This window comes from Kitasatospora sp. NPDC001660 (assembly GCF_053596725.1).
This window is the reverse complement of sequence record NZ_JBSFGU010000065.1, coordinates 1-16,985: the sequence shown is the minus strand read 5'-3', so window position 1 is coordinate 16,985 and position 16,985 is coordinate 1. Positions and strand designations below refer to the sequence as shown.

The window sequence follows — 16,985 nt, the reverse complement described above, 5'->3', positions numbered from 1 at the left end:
GCCGGGCGGCGCGACGGGCCAGGGTCGGTCGGGTGGTTCGGGTCAGCCGGGGACGCCCGGGCGGGCGAGCAGGACGGTCTTGGCCGGCTCGTACCGGGGGTCGACGGCCGGGGCGTCGTCGCCCCGGAGCAGCAGCAGGGCCTGCCGGGTGAGCCGCGGCACGGTGTACATCGGTGCGGCCCCGGAGTGCCGGTCCTCGGCGCTGACCGGCAGCTCGTCCACCAGGTGCACGTCCACCAGGTCCTCCAGCAGCAGCTCGGCGTCCTCCGCTCGCCGAGAAAGCAGCGTCGCCGCGTCGTCCGCCCGCCAGCACCTGCGGTTGCGTTCCGCCAGGAGGTGCAGTAACTCCTGGTGCTCATCGGACAGATGACGGTAGCTCGACTCCACGGTGCTGACCAGCGAGTGGGTGTCGGCCGGCTGACCGAGCAGCGCCGACTGGTTCCGGTGGAGCCTCTCGACCAGCCGGGCCGCCGACCAGCCGGGTCGGGCCGCGAGCCGGGCCGCGGCCGCGCGGACCACCAGCGGCAGCCCCTCGCACATCCGCAGCAGCTCGTGCACCGCGGCTGGTTCGTCCTGCCAGCGCCGCCCGGCGGCGGCCCGGTTGTACAGCCGCAGCGACTCGTCCGTGGAGAGCGCGGACAGCACCACCCTGCGACCGGTGCCGAGGCTGTTCACCTGGTACCGGTTGGTGGCGATCACCGCACATCCCGAGCCGCCCGGGATGAAGGCGCGCAGCTGGGAGACGGCGAGCACGTCGTCGACCACCACGAGCACCCGGCGGTCGGCGGTCCAGCTGCGCAGCAGCCGGCTGAGGTCGTCCAGGCCGGTGGGCAGCTCCTCGCGGCGCAGTCCGCACGCGCTCAGGGCGGCCGCCAGGGCCTCGGCAAGCTGGGCGGTGCCGTTTCCCACCGCGGACAGGTCGATGTAGAGCTGGCCGTCCGGGAAGTGCCGCCGGAGCCGGTGGGCGGCGCGGATCGCGAACGCGGTCTTGCCTACACCGGGGGCTCCGTGCACCTCCACCACCCTGGTGCCGGTCTCGGCCCGCCGGGTATCGCCCAGGTAGGCCGCCAGCTCGTCGAGCTCGGCCTCGCGTCCGACGAAGTTGTCGATGTCGGCCGGGAGCTGGGCCGGTCCGAGGTGGCCCAGCGGGTTCGCCACCGGGCGCCCGGTACCGGTCTTCACCGGGGCGGCGGGCTGGCCGCGGTCGGCCAGTACCTCCTGGTGCAGCTGCTGCAGGGCGGTCGAGGGTTCCAGCCCGAGGTCGTCCACCAGCCGGGCGCGCAGGGTGCGGAAGACGTCCAGCGCCTCCGGCCGGCGGCCGTCCCGGTGCAGGGCCCGCATCAGCTGGTCGGCGAACGCTTCGTGGGTCGTGTGGGCCCGGAAGGCCGCCGAGAGCTCGTCCAACACCGCGTGGTGTCGCCCGAGTTCCAGCTCGATCGCGAACCGCCGCTCCATCGCGCCGCGGCGGCGCTCCTCCAGCTGGGCGGACCAGGCGGAAAGCCGTCGGCTGCCGGTCACGTCGACCAGCGCCTGGCCCTGCCAGATCCGCAGCGCCTCGGCGAGGGTTCCGGCCTCCTGCTCGGGCAGGCCGGCCCGCTGCTCGGCGCGGCCGCGCTCCACCAGCTGCTGGAAGCGGTAGGCGTCGACCGCCTGCTTGTCCTCGAGCTGGAGCTCGTAGCCGCCGACCCTGGTGAGCAGGGCGGGGCGGCCGTGCGGCGGGCAGGACGCGAACGGCGCGCCGTTCTGCCCGGTGGCCAGCCGCAGTCGACGGCGTAGCTGGTAGATGTAGGTTTGAAGGGTGGTCAACGCGCTGAGCGGAGGATTGTCCTCCCAGAGTTCCTCGCACAGCTGGTCGGCACTGACCAGGGTGTTGGCGTTGAGTACCAGCAGTACCAGCACCTGACGCAGCTTGGGAGCGGACGGGGTGACATCCTCGCCGTCACGGCATACTCGAAGTGAGCCCAGAATTCCAATCTCCAGCATGGAAAATCCTCATTTCAGCCACATTTACGCCTGACAATCGGGCCGAGCGCACGGGAACAGTCGTTATCTGACCTATTTACCCTCCCCCTGGACGGCAATGGCCGCCTCGACTGAATCGAAGGCCACCCGTGGGCGCCGCCGAGGCTGTGGCGGCGGCGGTACGGACAATGCAAGCCCCGAGTTGGTAATCGCCTGTTCGCTTACACCATATTCACCATGATCGTATATGGCAAGAGTGCTCAATTTCGAGCCATTCGCGAATGAAATCAGGACGAATGCGGTGGCGAGGCTTTAGGCCGCCGGATCAGAGCTGGAGGTCCACCCGGTACTCGGTCAGCCAGGTGTCGAGCTGGATCATCATTTCCATGCTGGCCCGCTCCACCCAGGCGAACGCCCCACTGGGCGCGCTGCCCGAAGCCAGCGCGGTCTTGGTCGCGGCGGTGTCCAGCAGCGGCGCGACCGCCGCCCCTCGGTCGGCCGCCAGCTCGGCGAACCGGGCCCGCAGCCGCTCCCCGTACTCCGCCTCCTGGGTGGTCGGGTAGGCGCTCTTGCGCCGGTTCAGCACCGGCTCCGGCAGCAGGTCGGCAACCGCTGCCCGGAGCAGGCTCTTCTCCTGGCCGTTCACCCGCTTCAGCTCGGCCGGCACATTGTAGACGTACTCCACCAGCGCCCGGTCGCAGAACGGCGGCCGCAGCTGCACGCCGTGTGCCATGCTCATCCGGTCCGCCCGGTCCAGGTGGGTCGGCGCCCAGCGGGTCAGCGCCAGGTAGGTGACCTCGCGGGCCCGGCGCTCGGCCTGGCTCTCGCCGGGCACGTGCGGTACCTCGGCCAGCGCGTCGCGGTAGTGCTGGTCGGCGTACTCCAGGAAGTCCAGCTCCTTGCGCAGCCCGAGGTCCACCAGCGAGCAGCCGAGCCCGCCGGCCGCCGCGTCGTGCCCGCGCTCGAACGAGACCCACGGGAAGGTCCGGGAGTTGCTGTGATCCGGGTCGTACGCCCAGAAGTAGCCGTTGAACACCTCGTCGGCGGTCTCACCGGACAGCACGGCGGTCACCCCCGCCCGGCGCAGCTCGGCGAAGAACAGCAGCAGCGAGACGTCCATGTCGCCGAGCGGCGAGGGCCCGTCCTGGCTGCGCAGCGCGGCCGCGTGCACCTGGCGGTCGGCCAGCGCGGCGGTGTCCAGCAGGATCTCGGTGTGCGCGGTGCCGATGTGCCGGGCGGCCAGCTCGGCGAACGGGGCGTCCGGGGTGGCCCGCATGGTCGGGTGCGGCTGGAAGTTCTCGGTGTAGCCGGTGAAGTTGACCGAGAAGGTGCGCAGTTGGCCACCACCGGACTCCCGCAGGGTCCGCTGGGCCAGCGCGGTCAGCGCGCTGGAGTCGATGCCGCCGGAGAGCATCGCGCCCACCGGGACATCCGCCCGCAGGTGCCGGGCCACCGCGTCGGCGAGCAGCTCCCGCACCGTCGTTACCGTGGTCTCTGGGCTGTCGGTGTGCGGCCGGGCCGGCAGCGACCAGTAGCGCTGTTCGGTGACACCCTCCCTACGGACCGTCAGCCGATGGCCGGGCAGCACCTCGCGCATGCCCCGGAACACGCCGGTGCCCGGCTTGCGGCTGTGCGCGAAGAGCTCGCGCAGCCCGTCCGGGTCCACCACCGGGCGGACCGCCGGGTGGGCCAGCAGCGCCTTCGGCTCGGAGCCGAACAGGGCCCCGGCCGCGGTCGGGAAGTAGCAGAGCGGCTTGACACCGAGCCGGTCGCGGGCCAGCAGCAGCTCCTGGCGGCGGGCGTCCCAGACCGCGAGCGCGAACAGCCCCTCCAGCCGGGGGAGGAAGTCGGCGCCCCACTCCAGATAGGCGTGCAGTGCCACCTCGGCGTCCGAACGGCTCCTCAACCGGTGTCCCCGGCCGGCCAGTTCGGCGGCCAGTTCGACGTGGTTGGTGATCGCCCCGTCGAGCGTCAGCACCGCCACCGGGCGGCCGCCGTCGCCGAACACCGCGGGCTGCCCGCCCTGTTCGAGGTCGAGCAGCGCGAGCCGCCGGTGTGCCAGCGCGGCCGGCCCCTCGGCCCACTCGCCGACGCCGTCCGGCCCGCGGTGCGCCAGTACCGCGGACATGGCCCGGAGGGTGTCGGCCTGCCCGGCCGCGTCCCGCTCGAAGTCCACCCACCCCGTGATCCCGCTCATTGCGTTGTCCTCTCGTCGAGTCCGATTTCGGTGCGGCTCAGGCCCGGGCTCCAGCCCCAGGTGTCCGCGTCCGGTGTCACGTCCACCAGGGCCAGGCCGTGGGCCGTCACGGCGGCGCGGAACGCGGCCAGGTCCGGGGTGCCGGTGACCGTGATTCCCAACCGCCGCCCGGCCGTCTCGCCGTAGCGGTGGTACAACTCCAGATAGCCGCCCGCGGTCCGTTCGGCGTCCTCGGCCAGCCGGTAGCGGACCGGGCCGCGCCGGCCGCGCCAGGTCAGCTCGCCCGCCGCGCCGCCCGCGAAGTTGTGCCGCCAGCCGCTGCCGGTGGCGACCACCAGGCCGTTGCCCAGCCGGTGCACCCCGGCTGGCACGGTGTACGGGCGTCCGCTGCGACGACCGGTGAAGTGCAGCAGCGCGAGGTGCTGCGCCACCGGCCCCGGGTCGGCCCGGGAGAGCAACTCGCGCATCCGGCCGTCTGCCTCGGCCCGCTCCGGGCCCGTGGGCAGCGCCCGCCGGACGGTGCCGCCGCTCACGACAGCACCACCGCGGCCGCGGTCAGGGTGCAGCCGGCGGCCGCGCAGCAGGTGCGCACCAGGTGCCAGTCCCGCCACTGCGGCCGGGGGTCCTGCCAGTCGGGGCCGAGGTCGGCCGGCTCGGTGGCCTTGACCCGCCGGTTGATCGGCACGTTCCTGGTCTGCGACACCACCGCCACCCCCACCATGCACAGCGCCGCGGCGCCGAACAGCAGCCTGGGGGTGCCGGCGGCCCGGACCGCCAGCACCACGTCGATCAGTGCGGAGCCGGTCACCACGAACGGCATGATCCGGTCGTAGTACCGCCCGAGCAGTTTGTGGGTGGCCACATACCGCTCCGGCGTCATCGCGATCAGCGCGGGCATCACGCTGATCGCGACCGCGAACAACACGCCCGCCACCAGCCCGGTGCCCACCAGCACCGCCACGCTCATGGTTTCCACCACGGTCCCCGTCACCCCTCGTCCGTTCCGACCGGTACATGACGGAGCATCACCGGCCCGGCTGGGAGAGCGCTCGAATCCCTCTGGGGGGCGGCGGCGGTGCGCGGCCCGCGGCTCGCCCGTCCCACCAGCCCGGTTCCAGCGGTCCGGTGTTCGCTGCGCCCGACAGGGGCTCGAACACAGGCAACCGAAAGGAGCGGACATGGCCGACGAGACGACCGATGTCCTGATCGTGGGCGGCAGCATGGTGGGCCTGGCCCAGGCTCTCTTCCTGGCCGGGCAGGGCATCCGCCCGATCCTGGTGGAGCGGCACACCGCGGTCTCGGCACACCCCCGGGCGCAGGCGGCCAGCCCGCGCACCATGGAGCTGCTGCGGGCCCTCGGCCTGGAGCAGCGGGTGCGCGACCGCGAGACGCCCGGTGCCCAGTACGGCGACGTCCTCCAGGTCGAGTCGTTGACCGGGGCCGAACTCGGCCGGTTCGACGGCCCGTTCCGGCACGACCCGAACGAGGTCGGCACCACCGGCTGGACCCTGATCGGGCAGGACCGGCTGGAGCCGGTGCTCCTCGACCGGGCCCGCGAACTGGGCGCGGACATCCGGTTCGGCACCGAGCTGGTGAGCCACCGCCAGGACGCCGACGGCGTCACCGCGGTGCTGCGCGACCTGCGGGACGGCACCGAGCGGACCGTGCGCAGCCGGTACCTGGTGGCCGCCGACGGCTTCCGGGCCGAGATCCGGGACGGCCTGGGGATCGGCGCGCATGGCCGGGGCGTGCTGGGACGGCAGATGAGCGTGGTCTTCCGTGCGGACCTCGACCCGTATGTCGCGGGGCGGACGTTCTTCCTCTGCTTCGTGAGCAGCGACCGGGTCAAGGGTGTGCTGGGCCGGCTCGGCGGCCCAGCCTCGGACCGCTGGGTGCTGGCTCCGAGCCTGCCGCCGGAGGCGAGCCACCAGGACTACCCGGTCGAGGAGTGCGTGGCGCTGGTCCGGGCCGCGGTCGGGGTGCCGGACCTGGCGGTCGAGGTGGAGTCCGCCACCAGCTGGGAGATCGCCGCTCGGGTCGCCGACCGGTTCCGGGCCGGGCGGGTGCTGCTGGCCGGGGACTGCGTGCACGTGATGCCGCCGACCGGCGGCTTCGGCGGCAACATGGGCATCCAGGACGCGCACAACCTGGCCTGGAAGCTGGCCCTGGTGTTGCGCGGCCAGGCCGGCCCCGGGCTGCTGGACAGCTACGAGCAGGAGCGGGCGCCGGTCGCCGAGTTCACCGTCGAGCAGGCGGTGATCCGCTACCTGCAACGCAGCGGGCTGGACGCCGAGGTGGCCGCCCGGCACCGTCCGGAGACCACCGTGCTGTTCGGGCAGGTCTACCGCTCCTGCGCGGTGCTCGGCGAGGACGGCCCGGACGACGGCGCCCCGGTCGAGGATCCGATGGTCCCCTCCGGCCGTCCCGGCACGCGGGCCGCCCATCTGCCGTTGCTGGTGGACGGCCGGACCGTCCCGCTGCACGACCTGCTGACCGGCGGCTTCCAGCTGCTGACCGGCCCGGCCGGGTCCGACTGGGAGCTCGCCGCGGCGGCCGTCGGGGCTGCCACCGGCCTGGACCTGACGGCCCACCGGGTCGGCGCGGCGGAGCCGCCGGAGACCGTCGAGCGGTTCCTCAAGGCGTACGGGGTCGGCCCGGCCGGGGCCGCTCTGGTCCGGCCGGACGGGTTCATCGCCTGGCGGACCGCTGAGCTCCCGGCCGATCCGGCCGAGACCCTCGGCGCGGTGCTGACCCGGCTGCTCCGGCCCTGACGGGTACGGTGAAGGGGCGCCCGGCATGCCGGGCGCCCCTTCACCGTACGTCGGTTCAGTCGCGGTCGAGCAGCTGCCGCAGCGCCTCGGCCACCGCCTCGCCGGGGGCGGCGTCGCGGCCGGTGGAGCGCCAGGCCACGAAGCCGTCCGGACGGACCAGGCTGGCGCCGCCGAACGGCAGCCCGTACCGGGCCGGGAACACCCCGTTCGGGTCGGTGAAATCGCCGTCCGGGCCGACCCGGTGCACCGTCAGCGGCACGCCGAGCCGCTCGGCCTCGTCCTGCGCCCGCGCCGTCCAGTCGCCCGCCGCGGCGTCGGCCAGCAGGACGAAGCCCTCGCCGAACAGGTCGAGGCAGGACAGCGGGCCGTCCGGCCCTTCCAGCACCACGTGCGGCGCCCGGGCCCCCGGCCGGCCGGTCGGGCGCGCCGGGTCCTCGAACGGCTCGCCGCCCGCGCCGGGCTCGGCGGCGAACGCCCCCGCCGGGTAGCAGTAGCCGAAGGTCACCGTGGTCTCGTCCAGCAGTTCCTGGGCCACGTCCTGGAACTGTTTGCCCTCCCGCACCGCGAACCGCAGCATCGCCTGGCGCACCGTCTGCTCCGCGACCGGGCGGCGCTCGGCCTGGTAGCTCTTCAGCAGCCCCGGGCCGGCCTGGCCGCGCAGCACCAGGGCGAGCTTCCAGGCCAGGTTGTACGCGTCCTGGATACCGGTGCTGGCCCCGAACGCGCCGGTCGGCGGCATGACGTGGGCGGCGTCACCGGCCACGAACACCCGGCGGGTGGCGAACGCGTCCGCGACCCGGGCCGAGATGTCCCAGGACGGCAGGTGGGTGGACTCCACCTTGAGCGCCAGTTCCGGCACCCCGACCGCGGCCCGGATCACCGCCGTGCAGTGCTCCTCGGTGAAGTCCTCGGCCCGCTGCCCGCGGTCCGGGAAGTAGGAGACGTTGAGCACCCAGCGCCGGTCGTTGTCGATCGGGATCAGGGTGCCTCGGACCTCGGGGTTGTTGACGTACGCGGCGATGATCCGGCGGCCGCGCAGCGCCTCGGTCAGGTCCGCCTCGAAGAACACCGAGACCAGGTTGGTGATGGTGCCGGGGCCGGCCGCGCCGATCGAGAGCAACTCGCGCAGCGGACTGCGGCTGCCGTCCGCCGCGATCAGGTACTCGGCCCGGAGCTCCTCCGAGCGGCCGGCGGCCAGATCGGTGACCTGGACCCGCACCCCGTCCCGCTCCTCCGCCACCGCGTCCACCCGGGTGTGAAACCGGACGTCGACGCCGACCTCGACGGCCCGCGCCCGCAGGATCGGCTCCAGCTGGTTCTGGTCGATCAGGGTCCACTGGGTCGGGCTGATCCGGCCGATGTCCTCGGGCGTCGCGTTGGGCATCCGCACCCGCTCCGCCCCGGCCAGCGTCTCCACGTGCACCAGGTCGGTGTTGCCGGAGATCGGCGAGCGCCCGGCCCGGACCAGCTCCTCGATGCCGACCGCGCGGTACAGCTCCATGGTGCGCGGGTTGATCGCCCGGGCCTTCGGGTGCGTGCTGGTGTCCGGATGCCGTTCGACCAGGGTGGCCCGGATGCCGTGCCGCGCCAGGAACACCGCCGCCGACAGGCCGGTCAGCCCGCCGCCGACGATCAGGACGGATGACCGCTGCTCGTTCACTCCGCCTCCTTGAAAGCCGTCACCAGGGTGTGGGTGCCGAGCATCGGCTCGGCCGTGCCGTCGGCGAAGCCGGCCTCCCGGAGCCAGGCCTGGCAGTCGCCGACCCGGTACTCGGAGCCGTCCGGGCTGACCAGCCGCATGTGCAGGCTGCTCAGCAGTCGCTCCGGGTCGCGCCGGTCGTCGTCGATCATCCGGTCGTAGACCAGCACCGCACCGCCCGGCCGGACCGCGGCGAACACCCTGCGCAGCAGCTCCCGCCGCCGGTCGGTGTCGAAGCCGTGCAGGATGTGGCCGAGCACGACCACGTCGGCCTGCGGCAGGTCGTCGGCGAAGAAGTCGCCGCCGACGAAGGACACCCGGTCGGCCAGGCCGAGCCGGCCGATGTGCTCGGTGAACAGCGGCCTGGTCCGCTCCAGGTCGAAGCAGGTCGCCGTCAGGTGCGGGTGAGCCCGGGTCAGTACGGCGGCCAGGTTGCCCCGGGCGCCGCCCAGGTCCACGAACGAGCCGTACCGAGCCCAGTCGATCCGGCGGGCCAGTTCGGCGCCCATCCGGTCGCTGTACGCGTCCAGCCCGGCCAGGAATCGCTTCATCTTGCCCGGGTCCTGGTGCCGGTCACCGACGAAGCCGCCCTTGTCCGGATCCAGGTGCTGCGGCTCGCCGGTGCGCAGCGCCTCGCTGAGCCGGCCCCAGGTCCCGTACAGGGTCTCGTTGGTGAGCTCCACGAAGCCGCCCAGGTAGGAGCCGGAGCCCGGCACCAGGTAGGCCTGCGCCAGGGGGCCGTTGCGGTACAGGTCGCCGGTCCGCTCCAGCAGACCGAGACCGGTCAGTGCGTCGAGGAAGTCGTCCGCCATCCGCGCGTGCAACCCGGTGCGCTCGGCCACCTGGGCGGCCTTGGCGGGCCCGGTGGCCAGCGCGTCGAACACGCCGAGCGTGACGGCGCTGTGCAGCACCTTGGCCGCGCAGTCGGCGATGGTCAGCCGGATCAGCGGGCCGGGGTCCACCTGTCCGGCCGTCGTCGGGTCCTCGGTCGTCGTCACACACGCCTCCTGGGTCATCGGTCTCATCAGGTTCTGCCCAGACCATCGCGGGCGGCTGTCGAGGCGGGCTCGAAGCCCGCTGTAACCGCGGCGGCCCCGGGGCGGGGTGGGCCGGAACGCCGACGGGCCGCCTGCCGGAGGTGTCCGGCAGGCGGCCCGTGGAGCGAGTGGCGGTACGTCAGGAGTGCTGTTCGGCGCGCTGCCCGTGGCTGTCGTCGTGGCCGCCCTCGGGGTCGCCGCCGTGGCCGCCCCAGGTGCGCAGCGGGAGGTCCTTCATCAGCAGTGCGCAGACCAGGCCGACCGCCAGCACCGGGATCGTGGCCAGGAAGACCCGGGTGATCGACACCCCGTAGGCCTGCTCGACCGCGTGGCGGGTGGAGTCCGCCAGCTTGCCCAGCGCCTCGTGCGAGGTGAGCGAGTCGGTGGACACCCCGTTCAGCGCGCCGGCCGGTACCCGGGTGGCCAGCTCGTCGGTCAGCCGGCTGTAGAAGATCGCGGCGAACACCGAGATCCCGAGCGTGCTGCCGAGCTGGCGGGCGAACGACACGGTGGCGTGCACCGCGCCGATGTCGTCGCGCGGGGCGGTGTTCTGCGCCGCCATGGTCAGCACCTGCATGTTCAGGCCGGCCGCGATGCCGAACAGCAGCATGTAGGAGATCACCACGGCCCGCGGCGTCCCGGTGTCCATGGTGGAGAACAGCAGGGCGGCGACGATGCCGACGGCCATGCTCGCCACCGGGTACCACTTGTAGTGGCCGCTCCTGGTGATCAGCTTGGTGCTGACCATCGAGGCGGTGACCAGACCGCCCATCATCGGCAGCAGCACCACGCCGGACATGGTCGGGGTGGCCCCGGTGGCCACCTGGACGTACAGCGCGAGGAAGACCACCGCGCCGAGGAAGACCACGCCGGCGGCGGCGCTGACCAGCACACTGACCGAGAAGGTCGAGTCCCGGAACAGGTGCAGCGGGATCACCGGCTCGGCGGCCCGCTTCTCGGCGGCCACGAACAGCGCGCCGAGCAGCACCGCGACGGCGGCCAGGCCGAGGATCTGCGGCGAGATCCAGTCGTACTTGACGCCGCCCCAGCTGGCCAGCAGGGTGAGCGCCACGATGGAGCCGCTGAGGGTGAGGGACCCGGCGTAGTCGATCTTCGCCTGCCTGGTCTTCGGCGGCAGGTGCAGGAAGGTGATCAGCATGCCGAGCACCACCAGGCCCACCGGCAGGTTGACCAGGAACACCCAGTGCCAGCTGAGCAGGTCGGTGAGCACCCCGCCGACCGCAGGTCCGGCCAGCGCGGCGCCGGCGAAGACCACGCCGAACATGCCGTAGTACTTGGCGCCCTCGCGCGGGCTGAACAGCTCGCCGATGATCGCCAGTACCGAGACGAACAGGCCGCCCGCGCCCAGGCCCTGGACCACCCGGAAGGCGATCAGCTGCTCCATCGACTGGGCGGCGCCGCTGAGCAGCGAGCCGGTGAGGAACACCACGATGGCGACCAGGAACACGGTCTTGCGGCCGAACAGGTCGCCGAGCTTGCCGTAGATCGGCGTGGTGACGCTGCTGGTGATGATGTAGGCGGTGGTCACCCAGCCGAACAGGCCGAGACCGCCCAGGTCCCCGACGATCCGTGGCAGGGCGGTGGCCACCACCTGGGAGTCCAGCATGCCCAGGAAGATGGCGAGCATGCAGGCGAAGATCACCGGCTTGATCCGGGTGCCGGTGGACAGGGCCGCTGCGGCCTGCCCTCCGTCCGGCCCGGTGGTCGGAGCTGACACGGGTTTGCCTTTCGAGAGGGGACCAGGGGGCTGCGGGCGGTCTCGCCGCCGCGGGTGGAGCTCATCCCCGACCTGCCGGCCGCCGCTCGACCGGTGTCATCTCGGGCCTGCCCGACCAGGGGATATGAGAGTGCAGGGTGGCCGGCCGCGTACGGGGGCGCCGCGGCCGGCCACCGGTCCGAGGGGAGGTCAGGGCACCAGGACGACCTTGCCGAGCTGGGCCCGGGCCTCCATCAACTCGTGGGCCTTGACGGCGTCCTCGAGCGGCAGGCGCTCGTGGACGACCGGCTTGACCCGACCGGTCCGGATCATCTCCAGCAGGTCGCGCTGACCCGCGGCGATGGCCTCCGGCCGGTTGTAGAGCATGGCGTAGAGCGCGAAGCCCGCCACGGTCTTCATCCTGCTCAGCATCAGAGGGTTGACCGGCTGGATGTCGCCGCTGGCCGAGCCGTAGAAGACCAGCCGGCCGAACTGGGCGGTCAGCTCGACGCTCTTGGTGAGGACGTCGCCGCCGACGGTCTCCAGCACGACGTCCGCACCGCGGCCGTCGGTGGCGGCCCGGACCTGCTCGTCCCAGTCGGCGTCGGTGTAGTTGATCGCCACGTCGGCACCGAGGGAGCGGACGAAGTCCAGCTTGGCCGCGGTGCTGGCGGTGGCGATCACCTTGCCGGCCCCCATCGCCTTGGCGATCTGCACCGCGAGGTGGCCGACCCCGCCGGATGCGGCGTCGATCAGCACGGTCTCACCGGGCTTGAGCTGGCCGGCCTCCTTGAGCGCGTGGTACGCGGTCTGGGCGGGGCTGGGCAGCAGGGTGGCCTCGGCGGCGTCCATGTCCTGCGGGACGGTGATCAGCCAGGCGGCGTCGGCCGTCACGTAGTCGGCGTAGGCGCTGTGGTCCACGTCCACGACCACCCGGTCGCCGACCCGGACGTTGGTGACGCCCCCGCCGACCGCCTCGACGGTGCCTGCGACATCGCCCCCGGGGGCGCCGGGCAGACCGGCGTGACCGCCGATCGGGATGCCCTGGCGGCGCTGGACCTCGGCGTAGGTGACACCGATGGCCTCGGTGCGGATCAGCACGTGGCCCGGTCCGGGCTGCGGCTTCTCCGCCTCCTCGACACGCAGCACCGACGGCGCTCCGTGCTCGTAGTGGCGGACGATTCGCATGGGTTCCCCCTCTGTGGCATGTGCACGTGCATGATATTGCGCATGCATGTGCTGATTGCATATTTGTGCGAGTCGCGCAGGACTCTGCGCCGGTCCGACCTCAGGGCACCAGGACGACGCGGCCGAGCTGGGCCCGGGCCTCCATCAGCTCGTGGGCCTTGTCGGCCTGTTCGAGCGGGAGCTTGGCGTGCACGGCGGGCTTCACCTGGCCGGAGGCGACCAGCTCGAGCAGGTGCTTCGCGCCTGCCTCCATCACCTCCGGACGGCGCATCAGGCCCCACATGCTGAAACCCGTCACCGTGCGGTTGTCGAAGATGTCCATGATGTTCACCGACGGCACGTCACCACTGGCGGTGCCGTACACCACCATCCGGCCGAACTGGGCCAGCAGCGGCACGCAGGACCGCAGGACGTCGCCGCCGACGGTCTCCAGCACGATGTCCACGCCTCGGCCGTCGGTGGCCGCCGAGATCTGCTCGGCCCAGTCCTCCGCGCGGTAGTCGATCGCCACGTCGGCCCCGAGCGAGCGGGCGAACTCGGCCTTCTCCGGGCCGCTCGCGGCCGCGATCACCTGACCGGCCCCGAGCGCCTTGGCGAGCTGCACCAGCAGGTGGCCGATGCCACCCGCGGCAGCCGTGATCAGCACCGACTCGCCCGGCTGCAGCCGGGCCGCGGTGGCGATCACGTGGTAGGCGGTCTGCCCCGGGATGGGCAGCGAGGTGGCCTGGCCGGCGTCCAGCCCCGCCGGGATGGCGAACAGCCAGTCGGCCGGGGCGGTCACGTACTCCGCATAGCCGTCATGGGCCACCCCGGTGACCACCCGGTCACCGATCTTGACCCCGGTGACGCCCTCGCCGAGGGCCTCGACGGTGCCCGCGACGTCGGCGCCCGGCGAGCCGGGCAGGGTGGCCGGGCCGCCGACCGGGATGCCCTGGCGGCGCTGCACCTCGGCGAAGTTGACCCCGATCGCCTCGGCTCGGACCAGTACCTCCCCCGGGCCGGGCTGCGGCTTGGTGCCCTCCTCGACCCGCAGGACCGAGGGGGCGCCGAAGCTGTGGTGTCGGACGATACGCATGTGGTTCTCCTGGCTGACTGTGTTGGTAATGCGGTTGATGCGGTTGTGCGGGGTGTGGTGGTGCGGGCGCGGCGGCGGGCGGTCAGGGCCTAACGCCGGACGGTGAACTGGCTCAGCGAGCGGTCCGCGTTCAGGTCGACGACCGTGCCCAGCTCCAGGCCGGCCGCCGCGCCGAGCCGGCGCAGCTCGTCGCTGGTCCGCATCCGGCCGTTCAGGTAGACGAGCATCCGCAGGTCGAGCTCGGTCTGGTTGGTCTGGACGTCGAGCAGGCCCTCGACCACCAGGACCCGGCCGTTCGCAGCGGCCGCCTCGGCGCAGCGCCGCAGGATCGCGGTCGCCTGCTCGTCGTCCCAGTTGAGCAGCACGTTGGAGAGCAGGTAGACGTCGGCGCCGGCCGGCAGCGGGTCGAAGAAGCTGCCGGTGACCGCCGTACAGCGGTCGGCCAGCCCGGCCGCGGCGAAGTCCGCCCGGGCCGTCTCGGCCGGGCCCGCCAGGTCGAGCAGGGTGCCCTCGGCGTCCGGCAGGTGGTCGACCACCGCGGCCACGATCGCACCGCTGCCGCCGCCGACGTCCACCACCCGGCGCACGCCGGTCCAGTCGGCCTTCTCCAGCAGCGCCGGGATCGCCCACTGCATGTTGGCGGCCATCCGGGCGGCGAACGAAGCGGTCAGCTCCGGATCGGCCTCGACGTCCTGCCAGAAGTCCTGCCCGTACATCGAGGCGTAGACCGACCCTCCGGTGGTCACCGCCTCCAGCAGGCGGAAGAAGGCGAGGTCGCCCCGGCCGACCGGCCCGTCCACGGCCAGCCAGGCCCGGCCGGAATCCGGCCGGTCCGAGCGGAGCTGGTCGCCGAGCTCGGTCATCGCGTACTCGCCGTCGCCGGCGAGGCGGTAGAGCCCGGCGCCCACCAGGTGGTTGAGCAGCCTGCGGAGCGCCAGCGGGTTGACGTCGGCGGCCTTGGCGAGCGCATCGACGGTGACCGCGCCGGCCGCCATGTGGTCGGACAGCCGGAGCGCGGCCGCCACTCGGATGCTCATCGGGGTGATCAGGTCGGTCTTGGCCAGCAGGTCGGTGGCCCACGGCGGCTTGCTCACGTCGCTTGCTCCTCGGGGTGGTTGGGGGAGGTCAGACCGTGCCGAACCAGCGGGCGAGCGCCTCGCGCAGCCCGTCGCGGAGCTCCTCGACCGAGGCGTCCCGGTCGGCGGCCCAGGCCACGTAGCCGTCGGGGCGGACCAGCAGGCCGGCCAGGCCGGGCTCCTGGTCGCACTCGGCCGCGACGTGCTGCACCCGGCCGTTCCAGGAGACGCCGTCGGCCCACTCCTGGTAGACCTCGGCCAGCTCCGGGCGGGCCGCCAGGTCGAGCAGCAGGCCGGTGCCGCGCTTGAGGTACGTGGGCAGGGTGCTCTTGCCGTCGTCGGTGCGCAGCTCCAGGTCGCGGGCGAAGTCGCCGAGCAGCCGGTGCTCGGGGCCGGCGAGCCGGTACCGGACGGTGACGCCGCTGAGCATCTCGGCCAGGTGCCGGTTGACCTGTTCCTTGCGCATCAGGTCGGTGAACAGCTCGCGCAGTTCGGTGACGTACGGGTCGGGGTTCATCAGGGCGATCTGGGCCCGGGTGTTGGCCAGCACCTTGCGGGCCGGCGCCTGCCGCTCCCGGTCGTAGCTGTCCAGCAGGCCCTCGGAGGCCCAGCCGTGCACGGTGGCGGCCAGCTTCCAGCCGAGGTTGAGCGCGTCCTGCAGGCCGAGGTTGAGGCCCTGGCCACCGACCGGGAAGTGGGTGTGGGCGGCGTCGCCGGCCAGCAGGATGCGGCCCTCCCGGTACCGCTCGGCCTGGCAGGCGGAGTCGGTGAACCAGGACAGCCACCGGGCGTCGCGGGCGCCCAGGTCGTCGCCCCAGATCTCCCGCAGGCTGGCGGTGAGTTCGTCCATGGTGAGTTCCGAGCCGGGCTCCTTGCCCTGCTCGAAGTCGAAGGTGGCGATCCGGTGGTAGGTGTCGTCGAGCGGGACGCAGAACAGCAGGCCGCGCTCGGTCCGCTCCATGCCCATCGGGGCGTTCTCGGGGTCGGCCAGCCGGACGTCGCCGAGCCGGGCGGTGACCCGGCCGCCGGTGCCGGGGAAGTCGATGCCGGCCGCCTTGCGGACCAGGCTGCGCCCGCCGTCGCAGCCGACCAGGTACTTGGCGCGCAGCGTGTACGGGCCGTCCGGGCCGGTGACCTCCAGCTCGACGCCGTCCGCGTCCTGCCGGGCGGCGGTCACCTCGTGGCCGCGCCGGATCTCGGCGCCGACCTCCAGGGCGCGTTCCTCCAGCAGCCGCTCGGTGCGGGCCTGCTCGGAGAGCAGCGCGTAGCCGTGCGCGCTGTCGAGGGTGGAGAAGTCCACCCAGGCGTCCAGACCGGCGAAGTGGCCGTTGTTCCAGGAGCGGGCCCCCTCCTTGAACCGCTTGAGCAGGCCGCGGCGGTCCAGCGACTCCAGGGAGCGGGCGTGCAGCCCGAAGGCCTTGGAATGCGGCGAGCGCTCGGGTAGCCGCTCCAGTACGAGCGCCCGCACGCGGGATATTCGCAGTTCTGCGGCGAGCAGCAGACCTACCGGCCCGCCGCCCACCACGAGGACGTCGTAGTCCTGATCCGATCGCATGGCCCCTCCTTACGTATCCAGGCGAACATGTAGGTGCATGTTCTGATATATGTGCCTTACGTCATGCAGTCATTTGCGAGCATACAGATGCTCGTGCGCTGCAATCAACTCGCTTAGGATGTGCAGCATGGAGACTTCGACCGAGAGCCCACGCGCGGCCGACCTGCTCGACGCCGTCGGCGTGGCGTTCTCACGCCTGCGCCGCACGGCGGCGCTGAACGTCGAGAAGCAGGTGTCCCGCAAGGACATGACCCGGACGCTGGTGCTCAACATCGTCCATGACGGCCCCGAGTACGACGGCCAGGAGATCACGGTCGGCGTGGTCGCCGAGCGGCTCGCTGTCGACCCGTCGGTGGCCAGCCGGATGGTCTCCGACTGCATCTCGGCCGGCTACCTGGTGCGTGCGGCCTCACAGGAGGACGGTCGCCGCACCATCCTTCAGCTCTCCGTCGACGGCCACGAGATGCTGGCCCGCTTCCGCAGCCACCAGCGTTCCGCCTTCGAGCGGATCACCCAGGACTGGCCCGACGATGAGCGGGTGGAGTTCGCCCGGCTGCTGATCAAGTACGTGGACTCCATCAGCGAACTGCAGAGCGGCAGCTAGCGTCCTGCGCCGGAGATCCGTCGGCAGGAGCGGGCGAGGGATCCGTCGACCAGGCCCTTCGGTCCGGGGATCGGGGATCGGCGAGCAGGACGGGGACGCCGGGC

At 72.7% G+C, this 16,985-nt stretch carries 13 protein-coding genes; 2 read left to right on the top strand and 11 right to left on the bottom strand.

Features of this window, described 5'->3' with window-relative positions:
- Nucleotides 1-42: 42 nt before the first annotated feature.
- From ACWCXH_RS36365 to ACWCXH_RS36350, 4 genes are all read right to left on the bottom strand, one after another.
- Nucleotides 43-1,983 (bottom strand): BTAD domain-containing putative transcriptional regulator, encoded by a 1,941-nt coding sequence (locus ACWCXH_RS36365; RefSeq protein WP_449805787.1) that lies wholly within the window; start codon nucleotides 1,981-1,983, stop codon nucleotides 43-45.
- A gap of 304 nt (nucleotides 1,984-2,287) precedes the next feature.
- Complete coding sequence (asnB, locus tag ACWCXH_RS36360) at nucleotides 2,288-4,159, bottom strand: asparagine synthase (glutamine-hydrolyzing) (protein WP_449805786.1); 1,872 nt, start codon at nucleotides 4,157-4,159, stop codon at nucleotides 2,288-2,290.
- The gene (locus ACWCXH_RS36355) at nucleotides 4,156-4,692 is read right to left on the bottom strand and encodes a hypothetical protein (protein WP_449805785.1); all 537 of its coding nucleotides are present in this window, start codon (nucleotides 4,690-4,692) and stop codon (nucleotides 4,156-4,158) included. Before ACWCXH_RS36355 ends, asnB begins: the two co-directional genes overlap by 4 nt.
- Nucleotides 4,689-5,126 carry an anthrone oxygenase family protein gene (locus ACWCXH_RS36350; RefSeq protein ID WP_449805784.1) on the bottom strand — a complete coding sequence of 146 codons (438 nt, stop codon included), beginning with the start codon at nucleotides 5,124-5,126 and terminating at the stop codon, nucleotides 4,689-4,691. The genes ACWCXH_RS36355 and ACWCXH_RS36350 overlap by 4 nt, the downstream gene beginning before the upstream one ends.
- Before the next feature lie 211 nt (nucleotides 5,127-5,337).
- On the opposite strand from ACWCXH_RS36350, the gene ACWCXH_RS36345 reads away from it, so the two are divergent.
- Nucleotides 5,338-6,930: an FAD-dependent monooxygenase gene (locus ACWCXH_RS36345; protein WP_449805783.1), complete on the top strand. Its 1,593-nt coding sequence runs from the start codon at nucleotides 5,338-5,340 to the stop codon at nucleotides 6,928-6,930.
- A gap of 55 nt (nucleotides 6,931-6,985) precedes the next feature.
- On the opposite strand, the gene ACWCXH_RS36340 is transcribed toward ACWCXH_RS36345, so the two are convergent.
- From ACWCXH_RS36340 to ACWCXH_RS36310, 7 genes are all read right to left on the bottom strand, one after another.
- Nucleotides 6,986-8,677 (bottom strand): FAD-dependent oxidoreductase, encoded by a 1,692-nt coding sequence (locus ACWCXH_RS36340; RefSeq protein ID WP_449805800.1) that lies wholly within the window; start codon nucleotides 8,675-8,677, stop codon nucleotides 6,986-6,988.
- The gene (locus tag ACWCXH_RS36335) at nucleotides 8,587-9,627 is read right to left on the bottom strand and encodes a methyltransferase (protein WP_449805782.1); all 1,041 of its coding nucleotides are present in this window, start codon (nucleotides 9,625-9,627) and stop codon (nucleotides 8,587-8,589) included. Before ACWCXH_RS36335 ends, ACWCXH_RS36340 begins: the two co-directional genes overlap by 91 nt.
- A gap of 178 nt (nucleotides 9,628-9,805) precedes the next feature.
- Nucleotides 9,806-11,404, bottom strand: a complete 1,599-nt coding sequence (locus ACWCXH_RS36330; RefSeq protein WP_449805781.1) for an MDR family MFS transporter — start codon at nucleotides 11,402-11,404, stop codon at nucleotides 9,806-9,808.
- 189 nt (nucleotides 11,405-11,593) lie between these two features.
- A complete protein-coding gene (locus tag ACWCXH_RS36325) occupies nucleotides 11,594-12,571 on the bottom strand; it encodes a quinone oxidoreductase family protein (protein ID WP_449805780.1) in 978 nt (325 codons plus the stop codon).
- Nucleotides 12,572-12,671: 100 nt separating this feature from the next.
- The gene (locus tag ACWCXH_RS36320) at nucleotides 12,672-13,646 is read right to left on the bottom strand and encodes a quinone oxidoreductase family protein (RefSeq protein ID WP_449805779.1); all 975 of its coding nucleotides are present in this window, start codon (nucleotides 13,644-13,646) and stop codon (nucleotides 12,672-12,674) included.
- An 89-nt stretch (nucleotides 13,647-13,735) separates the two neighbouring features.
- The gene (locus ACWCXH_RS36315) at nucleotides 13,736-14,740 is read right to left on the bottom strand and encodes a methyltransferase (RefSeq protein WP_449805778.1); all 1,005 of its coding nucleotides are present in this window, start codon (nucleotides 14,738-14,740) and stop codon (nucleotides 13,736-13,738) included.
- 31 nt (nucleotides 14,741-14,771) lie between these two features.
- Nucleotides 14,772-16,277: an FAD-dependent monooxygenase gene (locus tag ACWCXH_RS36310; RefSeq protein ID WP_449805777.1), complete on the bottom strand. Its 1,506-nt coding sequence runs from the start codon at nucleotides 16,275-16,277 to the stop codon at nucleotides 14,772-14,774.
- A 127-nt stretch (nucleotides 16,278-16,404) separates the two neighbouring features.
- Between ACWCXH_RS36310 and ACWCXH_RS36305 the strand changes: the two genes are divergently transcribed.
- On the top strand, nucleotides 16,405-16,881 hold the full coding sequence (locus ACWCXH_RS36305; RefSeq protein WP_449805776.1) for a MarR family winged helix-turn-helix transcriptional regulator: 477 nt from the start codon (nucleotides 16,405-16,407) through the stop codon (nucleotides 16,879-16,881).
- The last annotated feature ends 104 nt before the right edge of the window (nucleotides 16,882-16,985 follow it).

Bases quoted from the DNA above. Each gene is read 5' to 3' on its own strand.
- ACWCXH_RS36365 (WP_449805787.1), bottom strand. From the start codon at position 1,983: ATGCTGGAGATTGGAATTCTGGGCTCACTTCGAGTATGCCGTGACGGC.
- ACWCXH_RS36320 (WP_449805779.1), bottom strand. From the start codon at position 13,646: ATGCGTATCGTCCGACACCACAGCTTCGGCGCCCCCTCGGTCCTGCGG.
- ACWCXH_RS36325 (WP_449805780.1), bottom strand. From the start codon at position 12,571: ATGCGAATCGTCCGCCACTACGAGCACGGAGCGCCGTCGGTGCTGCGT.
- asnB (WP_449805786.1), bottom strand. From the start codon at position 4,159: ATGAGCGGGATCACGGGGTGGGTGGACTTCGAGCGGGACGCGGCCGGG.
- ACWCXH_RS36305 (WP_449805776.1), top strand. From the start codon at position 16,405: ATGGAGACTTCGACCGAGAGCCCACGCGCGGCCGACCTGCTCGACGCC.
- ACWCXH_RS36310 (WP_449805777.1), bottom strand. From the start codon at position 16,277: ATGCGATCGGATCAGGACTACGACGTCCTCGTGGTGGGCGGCGGGCCG.
- ACWCXH_RS36350 (WP_449805784.1), bottom strand. From the start codon at position 5,126: ATGAGCGTGGCGGTGCTGGTGGGCACCGGGCTGGTGGCGGGCGTGTTG.
- ACWCXH_RS36345 (WP_449805783.1), top strand. From the start codon at position 5,338: ATGGCCGACGAGACGACCGATGTCCTGATCGTGGGCGGCAGCATGGTG.